The sequence below is a fragment of the Leclercia sp. S52 genome (genome assembly GCF_039727615.1).
Classification (GTDB): Bacteria; Pseudomonadota; Gammaproteobacteria; order Enterobacterales; family Enterobacteriaceae; genus Enterobacter; species Enterobacter adecarboxylatus_B.
The window spans coordinates 2,130,607-2,151,282 of sequence record NZ_CP152474.1; the positions used below are offsets into that span (position 1 = coordinate 2,130,607).

Genomic DNA, 20,676 nt, shown 5'->3' on the forward strand with positions numbered 1-20,676 from the left:
ACATGGAAAACACCGCCTTATGCTATCGCCAGTTTGGTGAACCTGAGTCTGTTCTGCACCGGGAGACCGCCGAAAAAGCCCCGCTGCAGCCGGGAATGCTGCGGGTGCAGATGCTGCTCTCCCCGGTTAACGCCTCGGATCTGATCCCCATTACCGGCGCCTACCGGCATCGGATTACGTTGCCCGCCATTGCCGGATACGAGGGCGTGGGCCGGGTGATTGCCGCCCCTGACGACGCTATGCATCTGCTGGGCCAGCGGGTTTTGCCCCTGCGCGGGGAGGGCACCTGGCAGCAGGTTGTTGATTGCCCGGCGGCGCTGGCGATCCCGGTTCCCGATGCCATTGAGACCACCCTGGCGGCGCGGGCGTTTATCAATCCGCTGGCGGCCTGGCTGATGCTCAACCTTTATCCTGTGCAGGGCAAACGGGTCCTGCTGACCGCCGCCGGTTCGGACTGCGCCATTCTGCTCGGGCAGTGGGCGCAGCGGCGGGGGGCAAAGGAGGTGTACGGCATTCACCGCTCACCGATTCATGCCGACAGGCTGCGGGCGATGGGGATTATCCCGATTGCGCAGCAGGACAGCGACCGCGTGCGCTCCCTCGCTGCCATCAGCGATCTCGTCTACGACGCCACCGGGGGCGAACTGGCGCAAACCATCCTCAGTGCAATGCGCAGCAGCGCGGCCTTTATCTGCTACGGGTTACTCTCTGGTAAGCCCTTTACGTTACAGCGTCACTTTCCGCCGATGCACTGGTTCCATATTCGCAATCATTTCGACGCGCTTACCCCGCAGGCGTGGCAGGCGGCGTTTAAGGAAATCTGGCCGCTGCTGGCGGAGAGCCAGTACAGCGACGCCCGACTGCTGCCGTTCAGCGCCTGGCAGTCGGCACTGGCCGACTACCGACAGGCGGGGCGAACCCATAAGCCGCTGCTGGACTTTACCCACGGCAATTTTAGCTCGCACGGCTCATATCGCTGAGCAGTAGGGCAATGCTTTTGCCGCCAACGGTCTGCTCCAGAGCAATCTTGACGATAATGGTCAGGGGCACCGACAGCAGCATCCCCACCGGCCCCAGCAGCCAGCCCCAGAAGATCAGCGACAGGAAGACCACCAGCGTCGAGAGGCCCAGCCCGCGCCCCATTAACCGGGGCTCGAGGATGTTGCCGAAGATCAGGTTGATGATCAGATACCCCGCCAGCAGCACCAGGGCCGGGTAGAAGCCGCTGAACACCAGCACCTGGGCTATCGGCGGGATGGCCGCCAGCACCGATCCGATATTAGGGATATAGTTCAGGGCAAAGGCCAGCAGCGCCCAGACAAAGGCGAACCGTACCTCCAGCGCTGCCAGCATCCCCCAGACCACCAGCCCGGTCACCAGGCTGATAGCGGTTTTTAGCACCAGATAGTGTGAGACGCTGTCGAGGGCGCGCTGAATGGCGGCCATCCCTTCCACCGGGCGGGACATCAGCGGCTGGAGCTTTGCCGGCAGCTGCGGCACCTCCAGCAGCATAAAGACTACGGTCAGCAGGAGTAAAAAGATCGAGGTCATGGCGCTGGAGAGCTGCGCCAGCAGGGCGGTCACCAGCGTCATGGCGGCATTGGGGTCGATATACTTCAGCAGCTCCTCCATCGACACTTCAATCCCGGCCCGCTGCAGCCAGGGCTCCAGATGCAGCAGCGGCACGGCCAGCGAGGAGCGGTAGTGCGGCAGGGTGCGCGCCAGCTCGTTCAGCGAGGTGCCCAGATAGGCCACCAGCAGCGCCATCAAGACCACGATAAGCAGGATCGGCAGGGTGATTGCCAGCACCCGGGGAAGGCGCAGACGCACCAGCCACCGCACCAGCGGGTGCAGCACTACGGCGATAAACAGCGCCAGAATAAAGGGCACAATAATATCCGCCGCAACGCGGATCCCCGTCAGCACAATCACCAGCATGCCGAGCATGATGACTATTTTTAATCCGTTGAGGGTAATAATGGGTTTGGCCATGCTGGCTCCTGATACCGTCCGTTTTATATATTCTAACGGCGCGGCGCTTTTAATAAATTAACCAAACGCAAACGGCGAGGGTAAAGAAATGAAAAGGCTTTGAGTAAAATCCTGGCTTGTGGTAAAAATCTGCTGTGTTTAACTACCGGAGACAATTTTCATCTGCACTGACGAGAAGCAACACCGCAGATAATTGTAATTTTATGGACAATCTGTTCAGCACCTATTTTTCAACCCTCTCTGTTTCACTCTCCTCTTTTTGCCTGCTGTCTGGTGAGCAACACTGGCGCAACGCGCTGTAGACCCTCTCTCTGCCTGAGCTGGCGCCCTGCGCCCGGCTGAATCTTCATTCGTTTTTACCCGGCTGCCATCACTGGCGAGCCGCGAAGGATTATATTCTCAAGCAGGAGAAAAACATGTTTTACTGGATCCTCTTAGCCCTTGCTATCGTTGCAGAAATAACCGGCACCCTCTCAATGAAATGGGCCAGCGTGAGCGGTAGTCACAGCGGCTATATTTTAATGCTGTCGATGATTGCCCTGTCGTATATTTTCTTGTCATTTGCGGTTAAAAAAATCGCGCTGGGCGTGGCCTACGCATTATGGGAAGGCGTGGGTATTTTCTTAATCACCCTTTTTAGCGTTTTACTCTTTGATGAGACGCTGTCATTGATGAAAATGGCCGGCCTGACGACGCTGGTAGCGGGAATAATATTCATCAAATCCGGCACCCGCAAACCGGTGAAACAGCGTAAGGAGGCGACCCATGCCACAGTTTGAGTGGGTTCATGGCGCCTGGCTGGCGCTGGCGATCGTCCTGGAGATTGCCGCCAACGTGCTGCTGAAGTTTTCCGACGGTTTTCGCCGTAAAACCTACGGCCTGCTGTCGATAGCCGCGGTACTCGGCGCGTTCAGCGCCCTGTCGCAGGCGGTTAAAGGCATTGAGCTGTCGGTGGCTTATGCCCTGTGGGGCGGTTTCGGGATTGCGGCGACGCTGGCGGCGGGCTGGATCCTGTTTGGTCAACGACTGAACCGGAAGGGCTGGATTGGCCTGCTACTGCTTCTTGCCGGGATGATCATGATAAAACTGGCCTGATAACGTCGCTGCCTGTCATTACAGGCAGCGAAATTCATCTCCTGTATTACGCTTAGTCTGAGAGCATTGAAAATGATGAGGAATGAATGCATACCCCTTTAAGCTGGCGTAAAATCCCTTCTGCGAAGACCTTGTTTGTCATGATTTTTATGGCAGGGATCGGCTTAATTTTCTCTGTTGTGACCCTGCTGTACCTCTCGCTAAACCTCATCAGCAGTAAAGCCAATGAAATCGACGAGCAGCGCACGGCCCTCTCCGTGCAGGGTGCCGTTCAGACCTCGATTAACCGGGTCTGGTCGCTGGTGATTGATAATGCCGTCTGGGATGACGCGGTGCGCGAAGCCTATCGCCCGGCGCTGGATGTGGACTGGCTCTACAACACCTGGGGGGCGGGCTATAAGGTCAATAACCTGTATGACGGCACCTTTGTGCTCGACGAACGCTTTCGGGTGCTGTGGGGATCGTTCAAAAGCCAGCCTTTCGCGGAAAAAAACCTCGACTTCTTTGGCGACGGCTTAAAGTCGCTGATCCTGATGCACACCAACGCCCTGCAGTCGGATAAAAACATCTACGCCGGGATCACCCGCACCCGCGCGGGGATTGCCTTCGTGGGCGTCGGCCTGATCCGTCCGACGATGGGTAGTCTGCAGGCAGGAGACAATACCCGCCGCTTTCTGGTCATCACCCGCCATATCAATGCGCAAATTTTGCGCGATCTGGGGAACACCTTTCAGATTGACGATTTGACCTTTACCCCGGAGCAGGTCAGCGACGTTAACGTACCGCTGAAAAGCTCTTCGGGTGAGGTGCTGGGCTATCTGTCGTGGAAGCCGCGCCTGCCGGGCGCCGCCGCGGCGAAAGCCGCCTCGCTGGATATCACCCAGATTGTGCTGTTCACCGCGGCGCTGATCCTGCTGTTTATCCTCTTCAGCTGCGTGGGCCTCTATAAACTGGCACGCGGCGAGAGCCTGGCGCGAAAGGTGGCGCGCACCGACTGGCTCAGCCATTTACCTAACCGTCGGGCGCTGATTGAAGAGCTGGAGCGGGTGAGCCTGCGCGGCGATACCGATCGCAAAAGCGTGGTCTTTATCGACCTCGACGGCTTTAAAGACGTCAATGATATCTACGGCCACGAGGTGGGCGATGAGCTGATCGTCATCATCGCCAGCGCGTTACGCGACAACGTGCCGAAAGACGGCATGCTGGCCCGCATGGGCGGAGATGAGTTTGCCATGACCATCGGCGGGGACAACGGCGAAGCGCTGGCCTCGGCCTTTGCGGGCTTTGTTCTCGATTATCTTCACAATGCGATCCGCGTCGGTGAGCGCACCATCCACATTGGCGCCAGCATCGGGATCGCCAGCGGCACCCTGGTGGAGTGCACCAGCTCGGAGCTGTTCCGTCGCGCCGATATCGCCATGTACCACTCCAAAATCACCGGCAAGGGGCGGGTGACGCACTATGATACGGAGCTGAACAGCGTCCGTGAGCGCCAGGTGGCGATTGAGAGCCAGATCCGCAGCGGCCTTGAGCGGGACGAGTTTGACGTCTGGTATCAACCCATCATCGATGCGCGCAGCCAGAAGATGGTCAGCGTGGAGGCGCTGGTGCGCTGGCCGCGACGCCCGGAGGGGCCGCTGCCGCCGGACGTGTTTATCACCATCGCCGAGACCAGCGGGCTGATTTATGCCCTGGGCCAGTTTGTCCTGCGCCGGGCCTGTCAGGATCTGGAGCCGTACGCGGATTTAAAACTGTCGGTCAATATCTCGCCCGCGCAGTTCCGCGACCCGGAGTTTGAGGCCAAAGTGGAGGGCGCACTCGACGTGAGCCGCTTCCCGGCCACGCGCCTGCAGCTGGAGGTAACGGAAACCTACGTGCTGGAAAACCCCGAGCGTGCGCGCTCGGCCATCAACAACCTGAGAGCGCAGGGGATTGCCGTGGCGCTGGATGATTTTGGTACCGGCTACTCGAGCATCGGCTATTTGCGCCGCTTTAACTTCGACACCATCAAGATTGATAAATCCCTGGCCGGGCTGGTGGATCATGACAAACAGGCCGCGGCCCTGGTCAGCGGCACGGTGCGGATCGCCAGCGCCCTTGGGATGAGCGTGGTGGCCGAAGGCGTCGAGAACGAGAAACAGATGAAGCTGCTGCGGCTGGCGGGCTGCGATCAGTTGCAGGGCTTCTGGTACAGCCAGCCGATGCCGATAGAGGCGATTATGGCGCTACGCCAGCAGCGCCAGTGTTGAATTACTGCTGAGCCAGCTCTTCCAGTTTGTCACGGAAGCCGGTGATCGACAGGGCGCGGTTATCCGCCCGCCAGCGATCTTTCGCCGCCGGGGCCGAGCTTTGTACGCCGATAACCTGCCAGCCTTCGGCGGTTTTCAGCATCAGCGGCGAGCCGCTGTCGCCGGGCAGGGTATCGCACTGATGCGACAGCACGCCGGTTTGCGCCCAGCCGGTGACGATGCAGTCCTGATGGGTATAGAGCACGTCGAGATGATCTTCCGGGTAACCCGCCTGATTCACCTTACGATCCGCCACTTTCAGGGCGGCGGTGAGGGCGTCTTTATCGCCGGTAAACAGCGGCAGCGGGGTGATCCCCGATGGCGGATTACGCAGCACCACCAGACCAAAATCCCACGAGGCGGCAGACGGCGGCACGATCCAGCCATCGCCGTCGGCTTTCAGCCGTCGACCCAGTGACGCCGGGACGCGTCCTTCAATACCGTGGATCTCATAGCGCCAGCTGCCTTTCTGCGACACAAAGCGCAAAGCAACGGCGGTATCCGGTTTACCGTTTGGCGGCACCAGCAGGCAATGGCCGGCGGTCAGTGCCAGCTGTGGGGTGATGAGGGTCGCAGTACACAGATTTCCACTGGCGGTTTCCAGCTGGCCAATGGCATCCCACGGCGAGCGGGAAGGATCGGTGACACGCGTACGGTCATCATGACCAAAAAACAGCGTTTGTACCTCTTTTTTGACGGTCGCAGCATCGGCGCTGCCATCGTCCGCATGACTCAGCCCAGAAAAGAGAAAAAACGTTCCCAGTACAACCACAACAGATTTACGCATATCACACTCTGAAGGGGGATAATTATGATTATTAAATATGAACCCTGCTTATTAACTATAGACGGGACAGCGCGAAAGTGGGAGTAAAATCAGCGTGCTACACTCAGGAAATATAAAACACACTGGCGACAAGTGCGCACAAAATAAGCGTGATGAGAATTAACTCAAACCGATAGCGCTGAAACATAACGCCCTCCGGATAGAAAAACGGCGCTGCAACCTTACCGGTTCAGCGCCGGGGACCAACGTGCCCGTCCGGGCACGTTAAGGTAAGTCGGCTTATGCAGCCGGTTTAGCTGCCGGGGCTGCAGCTTCGTGTTTCACTGGTTTTTTGTGGTGTTTTTTAGCGGCCTGGGCTTTCTGGGCTACCGGAGCGGCTTCGGCTTTTTTCACTTCTTTCTTGTGATGCTTTTTCGCTGCCTGAGCTTTCTGCTCAACCGGTGCAGCTTCTTCTTTCTTCACTGCTTTTTTGTGGTGCTTTTTAGCAGCCTGCGCTTTCTGTACGGCCGCTTTTTTGTGTTTTTTGTGGTGCACGGTTTTCGCAGCCGGTGCTGCGGTGGTGGTGGTCGCGGTTGCAGCTGGTGCAGCGGTGTTGGCGACGGTGTCAGCAGCAAATGCAGCAGAAGAGAGACCCATTGCAGCGGCAACAACCAGAGCTAATACTTTATTCATCATCCTACCCTCGAATTTGGTTTTTCATTTAACCCCACTGCGGGGCCGTTGAAAGAACTATATCCCTGAAATTGCGGGGCTTCCGTGAGTGATTGGTGACGGCGTGTAACGCAATGTACAAAGGCGGGTGGAAAGCGTACGAACGAGCCCGCCCGTACGCGTTATCGTTATTTCTTCAGTGCCGCGAGAATGGCTGCCGGGGGTTGACTACCCACTATTGAGCGCGATTCGGGCTCGACCACCACCATCACCGGCGTGACGCTGATGCCCAGCCTGTCTGCCAGCGCGGACTGACGCGTAACCAGATCGGAACAGGCCGGCGTGGTGTCGTTATCAGGTAAAAATCCTGCCATCGCCTGCTGCAGGCTTTTCGTCTTGTCAGCGGAACACCAGACGCGCCCCATATCTTCTATTACCGAGTCGCGAATCGATTTCGGGGCAACGGTCAAAAATGACAGGGTTAACCCGGCATCCGTATACTTTTTAACGTTTTTCACCACCGTGCTGCAGTAGCCACACTGGTTATCAATAAACACCAGCAATTTGTACTTTTCGGCGGGTGCCTGGAAGGTAATGGGGTGGAGGTCGTCCAGCGAGCGGGTGATATCGTCGTAAGCTTCTTGCGGCGTGTTGTCCGTGGCCGGGGTCGTGGCGGCGAAAGCGCCGGAACTCACCGCACACAACAGGGCTATGGCTATTGTTTTGGTAATGCCTTTCATCATTCATCCCTTTATTTATGGTTTATGCCTGGTCCGTTAATGGCTTGATTATGCGACCAGGTCATTACCTCATACAGAAAGTGACGGCGCGACGATATGTGCAAAATCATCTTCTTATTGCATAAAGGGAAAAGAGAACGCCGGAGCAAGCTCCGGCGCAAGTTATTACAGATAACGGGAGGTGAGATGGTCGCGGAAGTAGCGGCTGTTAAGATCTTCCCCTGTCGCCTGCTCGATCAGCTGGGCGGTGGTGAAGCGGCTGCCGTGCTGCCAGATGTTCTGGCGCAGCCAGTCGAACAGGGCACTGAAATCCCCGACGGCGATGGCGGCATCCAGATCCGGCAGGGCTTTTTTTGGCAGCAGCGAACAGCTGAGCGGCGTACATCGCGCCCAGGGTGTACGACGGGAAGTAACCAAAGCCGCCGTCCGTCCAGTGGATGTCCTGCATACAGCCATTGCGGTAGTTATCTTTGGTCGACAGGCCCAGCCACGCCTGCATCTTCTCATCCCACAGCGCCGGGATGTCCTCCACTTCGATCTCGCCGTTAATCAGTGCCCGCTCGATCTCGTAGCGCAGCACCACGTGCGCCGGATAGCTGACCTCGTCAGCATCCACGCGGATATAGCCGGGCTTGACGCGCTGGTTCCAGGCGACAAAGTTCTCCGGCGTGAAGGCCGCCTGGCTGCCGAAGCGCTCATGCACCGCCGGGAGCAGATGGTTGAGAAATGCCTTGCTGCGCCCGAGCTGCATCTCAAAGAACAGGCTCTGGGATTCGTGGATAGCGGTAGAGCGCGCCAGGGCGATAGGCTGGCCGAGCCAGTTGCGCGGCAGGTTCTGCTCGTAGCGGGCGTGGCCGGTCTCGTGGATCACACCGAACAGGGCGCTGAGCAGCTCCTCTTCATCGTAACGGGTGGTGATGCGCACGTCCTCCGGCACGCCGCCACAAAACGGGTGGGCGCTGACGTCCAGCCGACCGGCGTTAAAGTCGAAGCCGAGGGACTTCATGGCTTCCAGCCCCAGTTCACGCTGGCTCGCCGTCGGGAATGGACCCTGCGGTGGCACAAAAGACTGTTGCGCCTGCTTCTCGACAACCTGGTTCAGCAGGTCCGGCAGCCAGGATTTGAGATCGCCAAACAGGCCGTCCAGCCGGGCACTGGTCATGTCCGGTTCGAAAATATCCAGCAGCGCATCGTAAGGCGTACAGCCTTTGGCGTCGGCGCGCAGGCGGGCCTCTTCCCGACTCAGCTTCACCACCTCTTTCAGGTTGGCGGCAAAGCCCTGCCAGTCATTCGCCGGACGCTGGCTGCGCCAGGCGTGTTCGCATTTACTGCCCGCCAGCGATTTGGCTTCAACCAGCGACTCCGGCAGCAGCGCGGCCTGCTGATAGTGACGGGTCATCTCCCGCAGGTTGGCCTGTTCGACATCGTTGAGATCTTCGCTTTCCGCGTTACGCAGCCAGTCGGCCACCTTTGCGTCGGTCAGGATCTGATGCTGCAGGACGCTCAGCTCTGCCAGGGCCTCGCCGCGGGCGGTGCTGCCGCCGGCGGGCATCATGGTGAACATGTCCCAGCTGGCGATGGCGGAGAGGTGAGAGAAGCGGGAGAGACGCTGGAAGGTACGGGTGAGTTGCTGATAAGAAACGTTTTTCGACATAGTTCTTGTTCTCGTTCAGATGGATGTGTTCAGGGGAGTGTACCGTGATTTAAGCACTTTTCCTGCATTCATCTTACACACCCGGCGATGAAGGGGATTTGGTGCTTAAGCTGCATAACACGGCACTGAAGGCTGAACAGGCGGGAATGGGGCTGCGTCTGGCGGTAATACTGAAATCGAATTGCGCGTGAGGGTGTTTAACAGAGCCTGCCAATGACAGGCTCTGTACAGCATTAGTATGAAATAGTCATAACGGCAGTGCCTTTTACATTACCTGGGGTAACTTTTTCGGCAGTTTTTACGTAAGTCGCTTTGTAACGCATGAAGGTAGGGGTGCCCGGCGTGTAGGCGATCGTTTTACTATGAGAACCGTCAAAGTTAATGCGGCTATTATCATTTTCGAGCAACGTGACAGCAGCATTCCCGGCTGCGCCAGAAGCAATCTGGTTGGTCAGAACATTGGTCATATCAGAAGGAGTGACACCGCTAATACTGACATTCAGATTACCCGTAAAATCTTTACCGCCACTCTTACAATCAGAGACTTTATAGACAACCTCTTTGGTAAACGACATGGCTGGTGTATTTACCGCCAGAGCCTCCAGTGAATCAGCTCTGATATCATCCAGGATGACAGTGTTGTTGGTTGTCGCACCGCCTGGCGTTACGTCACAGGAGTTTGAGTCGTCAGATACCACACCGTGTATAACAACATTTGCTTTGTTGCCAGCAGCCAGAACCGGGAGAGCGGCAACCGCTGTAGCGGCAACAAAAATAGCGAGAATGGTTTTTTTCATTTATCTAATCCATATTAAATTCAATGGCAATTCCTGACGCAAATATAAGTCATCACTTTTATTGAAATAAGTGATGTGTGCTTACCTTGCTTGCTTTGCTTTTACGCGCATTCAATACTACCTTTTCCTTTATTGCACAAGAAAGGGTCTTTTTCTTAATATAAAGCTTCCAGAAAGGGGGTGTTTATTTCTGCTTTTACAATGGGTTGATTTTTTCTAAGTTTGGAGGGTGAATAAGGCTGTTTTATTTAAGAAAGTATATTGTTGATAACATTCATTCATAATATGTATAAACCAGGTATCATTTATAATACCTGGTCTGGAAAGCGTTGAAACAATAGGTTCAGCTCAAACGCCGATGAAGGCTCCTGCCCACCAGCAACGCCCCACACAGCATCACCGCAATAAACCCGCCCACGCCGTTCCAGCCGTACTGATGCCAGAACACGCCGCCGAGCGTCCCGGCGATGCTGGAGCCCAGATAGTAACTGAACAGATACAGCGAGGACGCCTGGCCTTTGGCGCGACGGGCGCGCGGGCCGATCCAGCTGCTGGCGACCGAGTGGGCGGCGAAGAAGCCCGCTGAGAAGAGCAGCATTCCGGCAAAAATCACCCACAGGTTGCCCAGCAGGGTTAACAATACCCCGGCCAGCATAATGCCCGTTGAGGCCAGCATTACCGGGCCGCGCCCGAAGCGGGTGGTCATCGCCCCGGCTTTTGGTGAGCTCCAGGTACCGGTGAGGTAGGCGACCGACAGCAGGCCGACCAGGGCCTGGCTCAGGTGCCAGGGGGCAAGCATCAGCCGGTAGCCAATATAGTTGAACAGGGTGACAAACGAGCCCATCAGCAGGAACCCGGTAAGGAACAGCAGGGGCAGGCCCTGGTCGCGCCAGTGCAGGCGGAAGTTAATCAGCAGCGTTTTTGGCCGCAGTGCGGTAGGGCGAAAGTGGCGCGATTCCGGGAGAATTTTCCAGAACATGAGCGCCGACGCCAGCGCAAAACAGCCGATCGCCGCCAGCGCTATCCGCCAGCTGAAGAAGTCGGTAAAGACCCCGCTCAGCAGCCGTCCGCTCATCCCGCCAATGGAGTTACCACTGATGTAGAGCCCCATCGAGAAGACGACAAAGCTGGGGTGGATCTCCTCGCTGAGGTAGGTCATACCCACCGCCGCCACGCCGCTAAGGGAGAGGCCGATCAGCGCGCGCATGATCAAAATCCCATGCCAGCTGGTCATCATCGTCGACAGTAAGGTACAAACCGAGGCCAGCAGCAGGGCGGTAACCATTACTGGCTTACGCCCGATGGCATCGGACAGCGGACCGGTAAAGAGTAAGCCGACCGCCAGCATCCCGGTTGAGATAGAGAGCGAAATACTGCTGCTGGCGGGCGTGACGCCGAACTCCTGGGACAACACCGGCAGGATCGGCTGCACGCAGTAGAGCAGGGCGAAAGTCGCCAGTCCGGCGGAGAAGAGCGCCAGGGTGACCCACATAAACTGCGGGGTGCCGCGTTTGATTAATTGAACCGGCCGCGCTTTAGCCGGTAAGAGATCGATATCATCTGTCGGGGCGATATCAGCCGTTGTTGTACGACTCACGTAAGTTCCTTGCTTCAACATCCCCGTGATTTCTGGTGACGGGTATGACCACAGGGATCAGGGTAGGAAAATGTAAATATTCTGTCTAATATATTAATAATCTCAAATGATACGTTAAAAATATGAATATCGAACTGCGTCACCTGCGCTACTTTGTGGCCGTCGCTGAGGAGCTGCATTTTGGTCGCGCGGCGGCGCGGCTGAATATCTCCCAACCGCCGCTGAGCCAGCAAATTCAGATCCTGGAGCAGCAGATTGGGGCGCGTTTGCTGGCGCGCACCAACCGTAGCGTAGGGCTGACGGCGGCCGGACGCCAGTTTCTGGCCGACAGCCGCCAGATCCTGAGTCAGGTGGACGAGGCAGCCGCCCGGGCAGAACGCCTGCATCATGGCGAAACCGGGGAGCTACGCCTCGGGTTTACCTCCTCCGCGCCCTTTATCCGCGCCATCTCGCAAACCCTGTCGTCGTTTCGCCGCCTCTCGCCGGATGTGCATATCCAGACCCGGGAGATCAACACCCGGGAGCAGATCGTCCCCCTGAGCGAAGGCTCGCTCGACCTCGGCCTGATGCGTAATACCCGGCTACCGGATACCCTGGCGTGGCAGAGGATACTGCGCGAGCCGCTGCTGGCGATGATCCACCGGGATCATCCCCTGGCGGCAAAGCCTGCCATTTCTCTCGCAGAGCTGGCCCAGGAGCCCTTTGTCTTTTTCGACCCCCATGTCGGCACCGGCCTGTATGACGACATCCTGGGGCTGCTGCGCCGCCACGGGATCAATCCGCTCATCACCCAGGAGGTGGGCGAGGCGATGACCATTATCGGCCTGGTGGCAGCAGGGCTGGGGGTGTCGATCCTGCCGGCCTCGTTTAAGCGCCTCCAGCTAAACGAAATGCGCTGGGTAGCGATAGCCGAACCGGACGCGGTGTCAGAGATGTGGCTGGTATGGTCAAAGCACCATGAACTCAGCGCCGCGGCACAACGTTTCAAAAATCTGTTGCTTAACGCTGCATCGGGCGGCTAAGCCGCAAAAAAAGCGGGTAAAAATGTGCTGTAAATCACAAGGCTAAGTAAAAATTTGACGATTACTGTAGAAGTGCTTCACCATAGCCCACAGTTTATTTCGAAGCTCGAAAATAAGGGAGTACGTGGTGGTTGCTGATAGTCAGCCTGGGCATATCGATCAGATTAAGCAGACCAATGCGGGTGCGGTATATCGCCTGATTGATCAGCTTGGGCCGGTCTCGCGCATCGATCTTTCCCGACTTGCGCAACTGGCGCCTGCCAGTATCACCAAGATCGTACGAGAAATGCTCGAAGCGCATCTGGTGCAGGAGACCGAAATTCAGGAGCCGGGCAGCCGTGGCCGTCCGGCGGTAGGGCTGGTGGTGGAAACCGAAGCCTGGCACTACCTCTCGTTGCGTATCAGCCGGGGCGAAATCTACCTGGCGCTGCGCGATCTCAGCAGCAAGCTGGTCGTGGAAGAGCAACTGCCGCTGGAGCTAAAGGCCGAGCTGCCGCTTGAGGTACGGATCACCGCGCTTATCGATCAATTCTTTATTCATCACCAGCAGAAGCTGGAGCGTCTGACCGCTATCGCCATCACCATGCCCGGCATCATTGATACCGAAAACGGCATTGTCCACCGGATGCCGTTCTACGACGACGTCAAGGAGATGCCGCTCGGCGAAGTGCTGAAAAACCACACCGGCGTGCCGGTCTATATCCAGCATGACATCAGCGCCTGGACGATGGCCGAGGCGCTGTTCGGGGCCTCGCGCGGGGCGCGGGATGTTATTCAGGTGGTGATTGACCACAACGTGGGGGCCGGGGTGATCACCGATGGCCGCCTGTTACACGCCGGGAGCAGTAGCCTGGTGGAGATTGGCCACACTCAGGTCGATCCCTACGGCAAACGCTGCTACTGCGGTAACCACGGCTGCCTGGAGACCATCGCCAGCGTGGACAGCGTGCTCGAGCTTGCCCAGCTCCGGCTCGGTCAGTCGATGAGCTCAACGCTCCACGGTCAGCCCCTGACGGTGGAGTCCCTGTGTGCGGCCGCCCAGCAGGGCGACCTGCTGGCAAAAGATATCATTACCGGCGTCGGCACCAACGTCGGGCGCATCATTGCCATCATGGTGAACCTCTTTAACCCGCAAAAGATCCTGATTGGTTCGCCCCTGAGCAAGGCGGCAGACGTTCTGTTCCCGGCGATTGCCGACTCCATCCGCCAGCAGTCCCTGCCTGCCTACAGTAAACATATTGTGGTGGAGAGCACCCAGTTTACCAATCAGGGAACGATGGCCGGTGCGGCGCTGGTAAAAGATGCGATGTACAACGGTTCCCTGCTGATCCGTCTGCTACAGGGTTAACAGATTCCTGTAGTCTTACCAAAAATTGCGCTATCTCAAACTGAGCGGATAGCGCATGCCTTAGACTTCCCCCACTGAATTATTTCCTTGATTTATATTTCCAGAGCATAACGGTGGAGTGAGTGATGCTTAAGCGTTTCTTTGTAACGGGTACTGATACTTCTGTCGGGAAGACGGTGGTGTCCCGCGCCTTGCTGCAAGCCCTGATGGCCAGCGGTAAGAGCGTTGCAGGGTACAAACCGGTAGCAAAAGGGAGTAAAGAGACGCCAGAGGGATTGCGCAATAAAGATGCGCTGGTGTTACAAAGCGTCTCCTCGCTTGAACTGCCTTACCACGCAATAAACCCCATTGCCCTCAGCGAAGATGAGAGCAGCGTGGCGCACAGCGGGCTGGTCAATTACACCCTGTTGTCGAACGGGCTCGCCAGCCTGAGCGAACAGGTCGATCACGTGGTGGTGGAAGGGACCGGCGGCTGGCGCAGCCTGATGAACGATCTGCGTCCATTGTCAGAGTGGGTAGTGCAGGAGCAACTCCCGGTGCTGATGGTGGTGGGCATTCAGGAAGGCTGTATTAACCATGCCCTGCTGACGGCGCAGGCCATCGCCAATGACGGCCTGCCGCTGGTGGGCTGGGTGGCAAACCGCATCAATCCAGGCCTGGCCCACTATGCCGAAATCATAGAGGTGTTGAGTAAAAAACTGCCGGGTCCGCTGGTGGGCGAGCTGCCCTATCTGCCACGCGCTGAGCAGCGCGATCTAGCGCACTACATCGACCTCTCGACTTTCGGCAGTGTGCTGTCCGTAGATCGAGTCGTGGCGTAACGTCCGCGACAGGACCGACGCCACCACGCAGGCAATCAGCAAGCCGGGCAGCAGCAGATACTGCCCGGTCATTTCACAGACCATCAGCGCCGACATGATCGGCGCGTGCGTCGTGGCGGCAAGCAATGTCGCCATCCCCGCCAGCCCCAGCAAAATCGCCATTTCAGACCCAGGCAACCACAGCATAAAGAGCTGCGCAAACAGCATCCCGGTCGCCATGCCGACAAACAGCGTTGGCGTAAATACTCCGCCTGGTGCCCCCGAACCACTGCTGGCAAGCACGGCCAGTAATTTACAAATGAATACCCCGGCAATCACCGACAGCAGCGGCGGCGCGATCAGGAACGCCTGCACCACGCTGTAGCCGTTGCCCCACACCTTAGGCGTCAGCAGCGAGAGCAGCCCGACGATCAGCCCGCCCAGCGCCAGCTGCCACGGCGGTGAGAGCCGGAGGCGCAGAAACAGGGAGTGGCTGATATCCATCAGCCACATCAGCGCCGGGCCGCAGATGCCTGCCAGCAGGCCCATGCCGACCATCAGGGCGTAATCCAACCCGGTCAGCGTTGCGCTGAGATGCACCTCGTACAGCGTGCTGGCACCGAGGCTGAGCAGGCGGGTGGTGAGCAGGGCGACAACCGCGGCAATCACCACCGGACCGAGCGAGGCCAGCATCAGGGTGCCGAATAAGATCTCGGCAATAAACAAGCTTCCGGCTAAGGGCGCATGGTAGGCGCTGGCCATCCCGGCGGCAGCTCCGCAGGCGATCCACAGTTTCCATTCTGATTTTGGCGTAAAGCGCTGGGCAAAAAAGGAGGCGGCGAGGGCAGCCAGCAGGATCATCGCCCCTTCACGGCCTATGGCGCTGCCGCTGGCGACCACCAGTAACGATGCCAGGGATTTCACCAGGCTGGCGCCGTAGTCAAACTGCCCGTCGCCCGTTTCCAGAGCTTCCATATAGTCGGTGGGAGCATGCGGGCGCTGCGCCGTCATCCGCTGCCAGCCCCACAGCAACAATCCGGCCGCCAGTCCGCCCAGCGCGGGCGTCAGGGCGCGTCGCCAGGGCGAAAGCATACTGGCCGCATTCACCAGGCTGCCGCTTTCGTTACTGAGGAACAGCCACTCCAGCAGAGTCATGGCGTGACGAAACACCGCCACGGCCAGCGCCGCCAGCACGCCGGTGAGGGTGGCAATCAGCAGCCTGCGAAACATCGCGCGAATGTCAGGGTAAGCATGAAGACGATGCATGGGTTACGCGTAAACAGGAAAGATACAACATTGTGGGGGGGAAATCGTGGGGTTAGCAACGTAAAGAGCCGGGCATTGCCCGGCTTACAGTATTAACTTTCGCTATAAATATTCAGCGCCCGGCGGGTACGCCCGGAGCTGAGATACTCCGCAATATAGTCCTGGGAAATCTCGCCGTTATAGCGCCCCTCCTCATCGACAATCGGCATCCAGCTGGTGTTGCTCTCGTACAGACGGGACAGCACCACGCGCAGATTGTCTTCCGCCTTGCCGGTCATGCGGAACGGGTGGATCAGATCGGCACAGGTGCCGCTGGCCTGACGCGCTTCCCGGCGCTTCACAAAGCCCAGCGGTTTACCGTTTTCGTCCACCACGGTCACGGCCCGGATGTCGTTGTCATCCATGATGGCAAAGGCTTCAGGCAGCGGCGTCGCCGGACGCACGGTCAGGGTTGGCTGCTGATCGGTCACATCCCCCGCCGACACCAGCAGCAGGCGCTTCAGGGTGCGGTCCTGGCCGACGAACGAGCCGACAAACTCATTCGCCGGTTTGGCCAGCAGTTCATCCGGGCTGGCGCACTGAACGATTTTCCCCTGACGGAAGACGGCGATGCGGTCGCCCAGCTTCAGCGCCTCGTCGATGTCGTGGCTCACCAGCATCACGGTCTTTTTCAGCTTGCGCTGCATCTCGAGGAACTGGTTCTGGATCACCTCGCGGTTAATCGGGTCGACCGCACCGAACGGCTCATCCATCAGCAGTACCGGAGGATCCGCCGCCAGGGCACGAATAACGCCGATACGCTGCTGCTGGCCGCCGGACATCTCGCGCGGATAGCGGTTGAGGAACTTATGCGGATCCATCGCCACCATATCCATCAGCTCCTCGGCGCGGGTTTTACAGCGGGCTTTATCCCAGCCCAGCATCCGCGGCACCACGGTGATGTTCTCTTCGATGGTCATGTTCGGGAACAGACCAATCTGCTGGATCACGTAGCCGATGTTGCGGCGCAGGGTGACGGTATCCATGTCGGTGGTGTCCTGACCGTTGATCAGGATCTTGCCGCTGCTTGGGGTAATGAGGCGGTTAATCATCTTCAGGGTCGTGGTCTTGCCGCAGCCGGACGGGCCGAGCAGCACGCACATTTCCCCTTCGGGCACGTTCAGGTTGACGTTGTCCACGGCCTTAAAGCTCTGGCCCTGTTTCTGTGAAAATTGTTTGGTGAGGTTTTCCAGTTTTATCATTATCGAATCCCCTTTGGAGTCAGAACGATCTGCAGACGGTGCAGTAACCAGTCGAGCACAATCGCTAAAAGACAAATCATCAGTGCACCGGCAATCAGCATACGGATATCGCTTCCGCCAATGCCGTTAAGCAGCAGCAGGCCCAGCCCGCCCGCGCCGATGACGGCGGCAATCGCCATCACGCCAATATTCATCACCACGGCGGTGCGGATCCCGCCAAAAATCACCGGCAGCGCCATGGGAATTTCTACCCAGCGCAGACGCTGCCAGAAGGTCATGCCGATGCCGCGACCGGCTTCGCGCAGGCCGGGTGGCAGGCTGTCGAGGGCGGTGTGGGTATTACGCACAATCGGCAGCAGCGAGTAGAGGAATACCGCCGTAATGGCGGGCAGGGCGCCAATACCCTGACCGATCATGGAAAAGAGCGGGATCATCAGCCCGAACAGGGCGATGGACGGGATAGTCAGCACGATGGTAGCAATCCCCAGCACCGGCGTTGCCAGCCATTTGTGGCGCACGATCAGAATACCCAGCGGCACGCCAATAATGATGGCCAGGCCCACGGCCAGCGCCACCAGCCACAGATGTTGCAGCGTCAGGGTTAACAGATAGCCCCAGTTATCAATAATGTAGTGAACCGTATCCATAGCGCCTCCTTACAGCAGCTGCTTGCTACGCAGGAAATCACGGGCGACCTGCTGCGGTGACTGATGATCGATATCCACCTTCTTGTTCAGTTCGGTGATAACGTCGTTGTTGAGCTGGGCGGAGAGGGTGTTCAGCGCCTCCTCCAGGCCCGGATTGGCTTCCAGCGTGTCCTTACGCACCACCGGGGTTACCGCGTAGCTCGGGAAGAAGCCTTTATCATCTTCCAGCACCTTCAGGTCAAAGCCCTTCACGCGCCCGTCGGTGGTGTAGATCAGCCCGGCGTCGACAAAGCCGTCGCGCACCGCGTTATAGACCAGACCGGGGTCCATCTGGCGGATCTGCGGGCGATCCAGCTCCAGGTTATAGGCAGCCTGGAGCGGCTTCATGCCGTCGCTGCGCCCGGAAAATTCCAGGTCCAGCCCCAGCAGCCAGTTGTTATCCGGGTCGGTTTTACGCACCTGCTCAACCTTCGCCACCAGCTCCGACATGGTGTTGATATGTTCCGCTTCGGCGCGCTTCCGCTGCATGGCGAAAGCGTAGGTATTGTTCATGTCGGCGGGTTTAAGCCACACCAGACCATGTTTGGCATCCAGACGTTTCACCGTCTCGTAAGACTCCTGCGGCGACATGCGTTTGTTGATGTGGTTAAAGATGATCAGCGAAGTCCCGGTGTACTCCCAGGTCATGTCGATCTGCTTGTTGATCATCGCGTTACGCGAAATCACCGTCGCAATATTGGTCTGCGGCTGCACCTGAAAACCTTTCTTTTGCAGATACTGCACGGTCATGGCCGAGAGAATGTGCTGCTCGGTAAAGCTCTTGGTCGCCAGAATCAGCGGCGCGGCGAGCGCCTGGCTGGAGAAGAGCGCGGCGGCGCACAGCGCCGTCAGGCCGGTAAACAGTCTCATAGAAGCTCCTTGTTATAATTATCGCGCGAGGTGCGGGCTCATCAGACGACCCAGCGCCGCCAGCAGCGTATCCAGAATCAGGGCAAACAGGGCGGTAGCCGCCGCGCCCAGGATCAGCGTCGGGAAGTCGTTCAGGTAAATACCCGGGAAAATCAGCTCGCCGTAGCTGCTGGCGCCGATCAGGAAGGCCAGCGGCGCGGTACCGACGTTAATCGCGGTGGCGATGCGGATCCCGGAGAGCATCACCGGCCAGGCGTTGGGGACCTCCACCTGCCACAGACGCTGCCATTTGGTCATCCCGATACCGTTCGCCGCTTCCAGCAGCGAGCCCGGCACCGAGCACAGCCCGGCGTAGGTGTTACGCACGATGGGCAGCAGCGAGGCCAGGAACAGGGCGATGATGGCCGGGGTATCACCAATGCCAATCACCACCATCGCCAGGGCCAGAACGGCCAGCGGCGGCAGGGTGTTACCGACGTTAAAGATTTGCATCACGTATTCGGCGATACCTCGCGCGGCCGGACGGCTCAGCAAAATACCGCTGGGGATACCGACCAGCAGGGCGAAGAACATGGAGGAGAAGACTAAAATCAGATGCTGTTGCCCGAGATAGACCAGGTCAACCTGGCGCGCTTTGATCGTCTCCAGCCCAATTCCCCAGACGAGGAGGGCGACGACCACGATAATCGCGCCGACAAAAAGCAGCGAACGTTTGAATAATGGATGCATTGCGATGTGTCTCCCTGTGCGCATGCGTTATAGCAACCACCGGTTGCCTGTTGTTATGCCATGATTCGGCAGGGGTAGTTGAGCTATAGCAAGCGATTGGGAAGGGTTCCAGCGAAGCGGTGAAATCAGTAACCCGATGAAAACAGGGGAAATCATGGGTTAAGCCTTATGGGATAAGGCCTGGTTCGGGTCAGGCAGAATAGTCTTAAAGATAATTTCATTAAGTGACACCGTCACTTAATGAAAGAGTGAACTTGTTATTTGCTCAGCGCAGCCCGGGCTTTTCGCACCCTCAGCGAGGTGCTGATGATGCAGAAAGCGGCTACAAAAGTCAGCATCAGCCCCAGCGCCAGCATTGCATTAAAGCCGAACCATCTGAACAGTATCAGCCCCGCAATCCCTCCCGTGATAAACGAGAAAAGGGTGGTGAGATGGGTTTTAAGCTGGCTTCTTTGGGCTGCCGTATCTTTGGAGAAATCCCGGCGTAGCATCGCCACCACAACGGAAGCCAGCGCAATGCCTGCATCGGTTAAGGTGCCGGTAATGTGCGTGGATCTTACCCGTCCGCCGGAAAGTTGTGTGGAGGTTGAATTATGGATCCCCATCAGTCCGCAGAGAAAAACAATAATTTCACGATTGGTTGTTAAGGTATGAAAATACATTTCATACAGAGAGACGCCCGCCAGTAATACTCCTTCAATAAACAAAACCTGACAAAAAATGAGCCGTACGTTCTGCACGATCCCCCATAAAACGATTATCCGCGCAATGATTGCGCCCGTCACAAACGATAAAATAATGGTGGCAAAGAAAATAATGTCGTTCAGATCCGTTGAAGAAATTTCGCTGGAAAATTGTGAGGTGTTGCCGGTCATGTGGGAAGGAAAAAAACCGAATGCCCCCAGCGCAATGGCATTCAGCAAGCCTGCGGAGGTGGCCAGCCAGAGGGCGAGCCGGCGATCCTCCTGATGCGTACGTTCTTTCTTGAGTTTAATCAGCAAAGAATACCTCCGGGTTGAGCTTTGCCTGAATAATCAGGCTAGCAAAGCCAGTTCCTGGATTGTCCAGGATAGCGCTTAATTATTACGGCACCGGAGGCGTGTGTAGATTTCG

General features: G+C 57.7%; 19 protein-coding genes and 1 pseudogene. 7 read left to right on the forward strand and 13 right to left on the reverse strand.

Features of this window, described 5'->3' with window-relative positions:
- Positions 1-2 precede the first annotated feature (2 nt).
- Complete coding sequence (locus AAHB66_RS10265; protein WP_347116113.1) at positions 3-980, forward strand: zinc-dependent alcohol dehydrogenase family protein; 978 nt, start codon at positions 3-5, stop codon at positions 978-980.
- Here the strand turns inward: AAHB66_RS10265 and AAHB66_RS10270 are convergent.
- Positions 955-1,992 carry an AI-2E family transporter gene (locus AAHB66_RS10270; RefSeq protein ID WP_347116114.1) on the reverse strand — a complete coding sequence of 346 codons (1,038 nt, stop codon included), beginning with the start codon at positions 1,990-1,992 and terminating at the stop codon, positions 955-957. The genes AAHB66_RS10265 and AAHB66_RS10270 overlap by 26 nt on opposite strands.
- 416 nt (positions 1,993-2,408) lie before the next feature.
- On the opposite strand from AAHB66_RS10270, the gene mdtJ reads away from it, so the two are divergent.
- From mdtJ to AAHB66_RS10285, 3 genes are all read left to right on the forward strand, one after another.
- Positions 2,409-2,771, forward strand: a complete 363-nt coding sequence (gene mdtJ / locus AAHB66_RS10275) for a multidrug/spermidine efflux SMR transporter subunit MdtJ (protein ID WP_347116115.1) — start codon at positions 2,409-2,411, stop codon at positions 2,769-2,771.
- Complete coding sequence (mdtI, locus tag AAHB66_RS10280; protein ID WP_347116117.1) at positions 2,758-3,087, forward strand: multidrug/spermidine efflux SMR transporter subunit MdtI; 330 nt, start codon at positions 2,758-2,760, stop codon at positions 3,085-3,087. The genes mdtJ and mdtI overlap by 14 nt, the downstream gene beginning before the upstream one ends.
- 86 nt (positions 3,088-3,173) lie before the next feature.
- Positions 3,174-5,336 (forward strand): bifunctional diguanylate cyclase/phosphodiesterase, encoded by a 2,163-nt coding sequence (locus AAHB66_RS10285; RefSeq protein WP_347116118.1) that lies wholly within the window; start codon positions 3,174-3,176, stop codon positions 5,334-5,336.
- A gap of 1 nt (position 5,337) precedes the next feature.
- Here AAHB66_RS10285 and AAHB66_RS10290 read toward each other — a convergent pair whose 3' ends face one another.
- The 6 genes and pseudogenes from AAHB66_RS10290 to AAHB66_RS10315 all read right to left on the reverse strand — a co-directional run bounded on the left by AAHB66_RS10290 (position 5,338) and on the right by AAHB66_RS10315 (position 11,601).
- Positions 5,338-6,162, reverse strand: coding sequence for a serine protease (locus AAHB66_RS10290; RefSeq protein ID WP_347116119.1), 825 nt, complete (start codon positions 6,160-6,162; stop codon positions 5,338-5,340).
- A gap of 279 nt (positions 6,163-6,441) precedes the next feature.
- On the reverse strand, positions 6,442-6,834 hold the full coding sequence (asr, locus tag AAHB66_RS10295) for an acid resistance repetitive basic protein Asr (protein ID WP_347116120.1): 393 nt from the start codon (positions 6,832-6,834) through the stop codon (positions 6,442-6,444).
- A 167-nt stretch (positions 6,835-7,001) separates the two neighbouring features.
- Positions 7,002-7,556, reverse strand: coding sequence for a thioredoxin fold domain-containing protein (locus tag AAHB66_RS10300; protein WP_347116121.1), 555 nt, complete (start codon positions 7,554-7,556; stop codon positions 7,002-7,004).
- 162 nt (positions 7,557-7,718) lie between these two features.
- Positions 7,719-9,207, reverse strand: a pseudogene (locus tag AAHB66_RS10305) (carboxypeptidase M32).
- 233 nt (positions 9,208-9,440) lie between these two features.
- Positions 9,441-10,004 (reverse strand): fimbrial protein, encoded by a 564-nt coding sequence (locus AAHB66_RS10310; RefSeq protein ID WP_347116122.1) that lies wholly within the window; start codon positions 10,002-10,004, stop codon positions 9,441-9,443.
- A gap of 343 nt (positions 10,005-10,347) precedes the next feature.
- Positions 10,348-11,601 (reverse strand): MFS transporter, encoded by a 1,254-nt coding sequence (locus AAHB66_RS10315; RefSeq protein ID WP_347116123.1) that lies wholly within the window; start codon positions 11,599-11,601, stop codon positions 10,348-10,350.
- Positions 11,602-11,723: 122 nt separating this feature from the next.
- Between AAHB66_RS10315 and AAHB66_RS10320 the strand changes: the two genes are divergently transcribed.
- The 3 genes from AAHB66_RS10320 (at position 11,724) to bioD (ending at position 14,792) form a co-directional block, all read left to right on the forward strand.
- Positions 11,724-12,623: a LysR family transcriptional regulator gene (locus AAHB66_RS10320; RefSeq protein WP_347116124.1), complete on the forward strand. Its 900-nt coding sequence runs from the start codon at positions 11,724-11,726 to the stop codon at positions 12,621-12,623.
- A 127-nt stretch (positions 12,624-12,750) separates the two neighbouring features.
- A complete protein-coding gene (gene mlc, locus AAHB66_RS10325; RefSeq protein WP_347116125.1) occupies positions 12,751-13,971 on the forward strand; it encodes a sugar metabolism global transcriptional regulator Mlc in 1,221 nt (406 codons plus the stop codon).
- Positions 13,972-14,096: 125 nt separating this feature from the next.
- The gene (gene bioD / locus AAHB66_RS10330) at positions 14,097-14,792 is read left to right on the forward strand and encodes a dethiobiotin synthase (protein WP_347116126.1); all 696 of its coding nucleotides are present in this window, start codon (positions 14,097-14,099) and stop codon (positions 14,790-14,792) included.
- On the opposite strand, the gene clcB is transcribed toward bioD, so the two are convergent.
- From clcB to AAHB66_RS10360, 6 genes are all read right to left on the reverse strand, one after another.
- Complete coding sequence (gene clcB / locus AAHB66_RS10335; protein WP_347116127.1) at positions 14,727-16,037, reverse strand: voltage-gated ClC-type chloride channel ClcB; 1,311 nt, start codon at positions 16,035-16,037, stop codon at positions 14,727-14,729. The two genes, bioD and clcB, sit on opposite strands and share 66 nt — an antisense overlap.
- Positions 16,038-16,129: 92 nt before the next feature.
- On the reverse strand, positions 16,130-17,278 hold the full coding sequence (osmV, locus tag AAHB66_RS10340; RefSeq protein ID WP_347116128.1) for an osmoprotectant ABC transporter ATP-binding protein OsmV: 1,149 nt from the start codon (positions 17,276-17,278) through the stop codon (positions 16,130-16,132).
- Complete coding sequence (osmW, locus tag AAHB66_RS10345) at positions 17,278-17,925, reverse strand: osmoprotectant ABC transporter permease OsmW (protein WP_142489310.1); 648 nt, start codon at positions 17,923-17,925, stop codon at positions 17,278-17,280. The genes osmV and osmW overlap by 1 nt, the downstream gene beginning before the upstream one ends.
- A gap of 9 nt (positions 17,926-17,934) precedes the next feature.
- Positions 17,935-18,834, reverse strand: coding sequence for an osmoprotectant ABC transporter substrate-binding protein OsmX (osmX, locus tag AAHB66_RS10350; RefSeq protein ID WP_285110893.1), 900 nt, complete (start codon positions 18,832-18,834; stop codon positions 17,935-17,937).
- An 18-nt stretch (positions 18,835-18,852) separates the two neighbouring features.
- Positions 18,853-19,563: an osmoprotectant ABC transporter permease OsmY gene (osmY, locus tag AAHB66_RS10355; protein ID WP_347116129.1), complete on the reverse strand. Its 711-nt coding sequence runs from the start codon at positions 19,561-19,563 to the stop codon at positions 18,853-18,855.
- A gap of 257 nt (positions 19,564-19,820) precedes the next feature.
- Entirely contained in the window at positions 19,821-20,564 is a 744-nt protein-coding gene (locus AAHB66_RS10360; protein WP_347116131.1) for a YoaK family protein, read from the reverse strand.
- Positions 20,565-20,676: the final 112 nt, after the last annotated feature.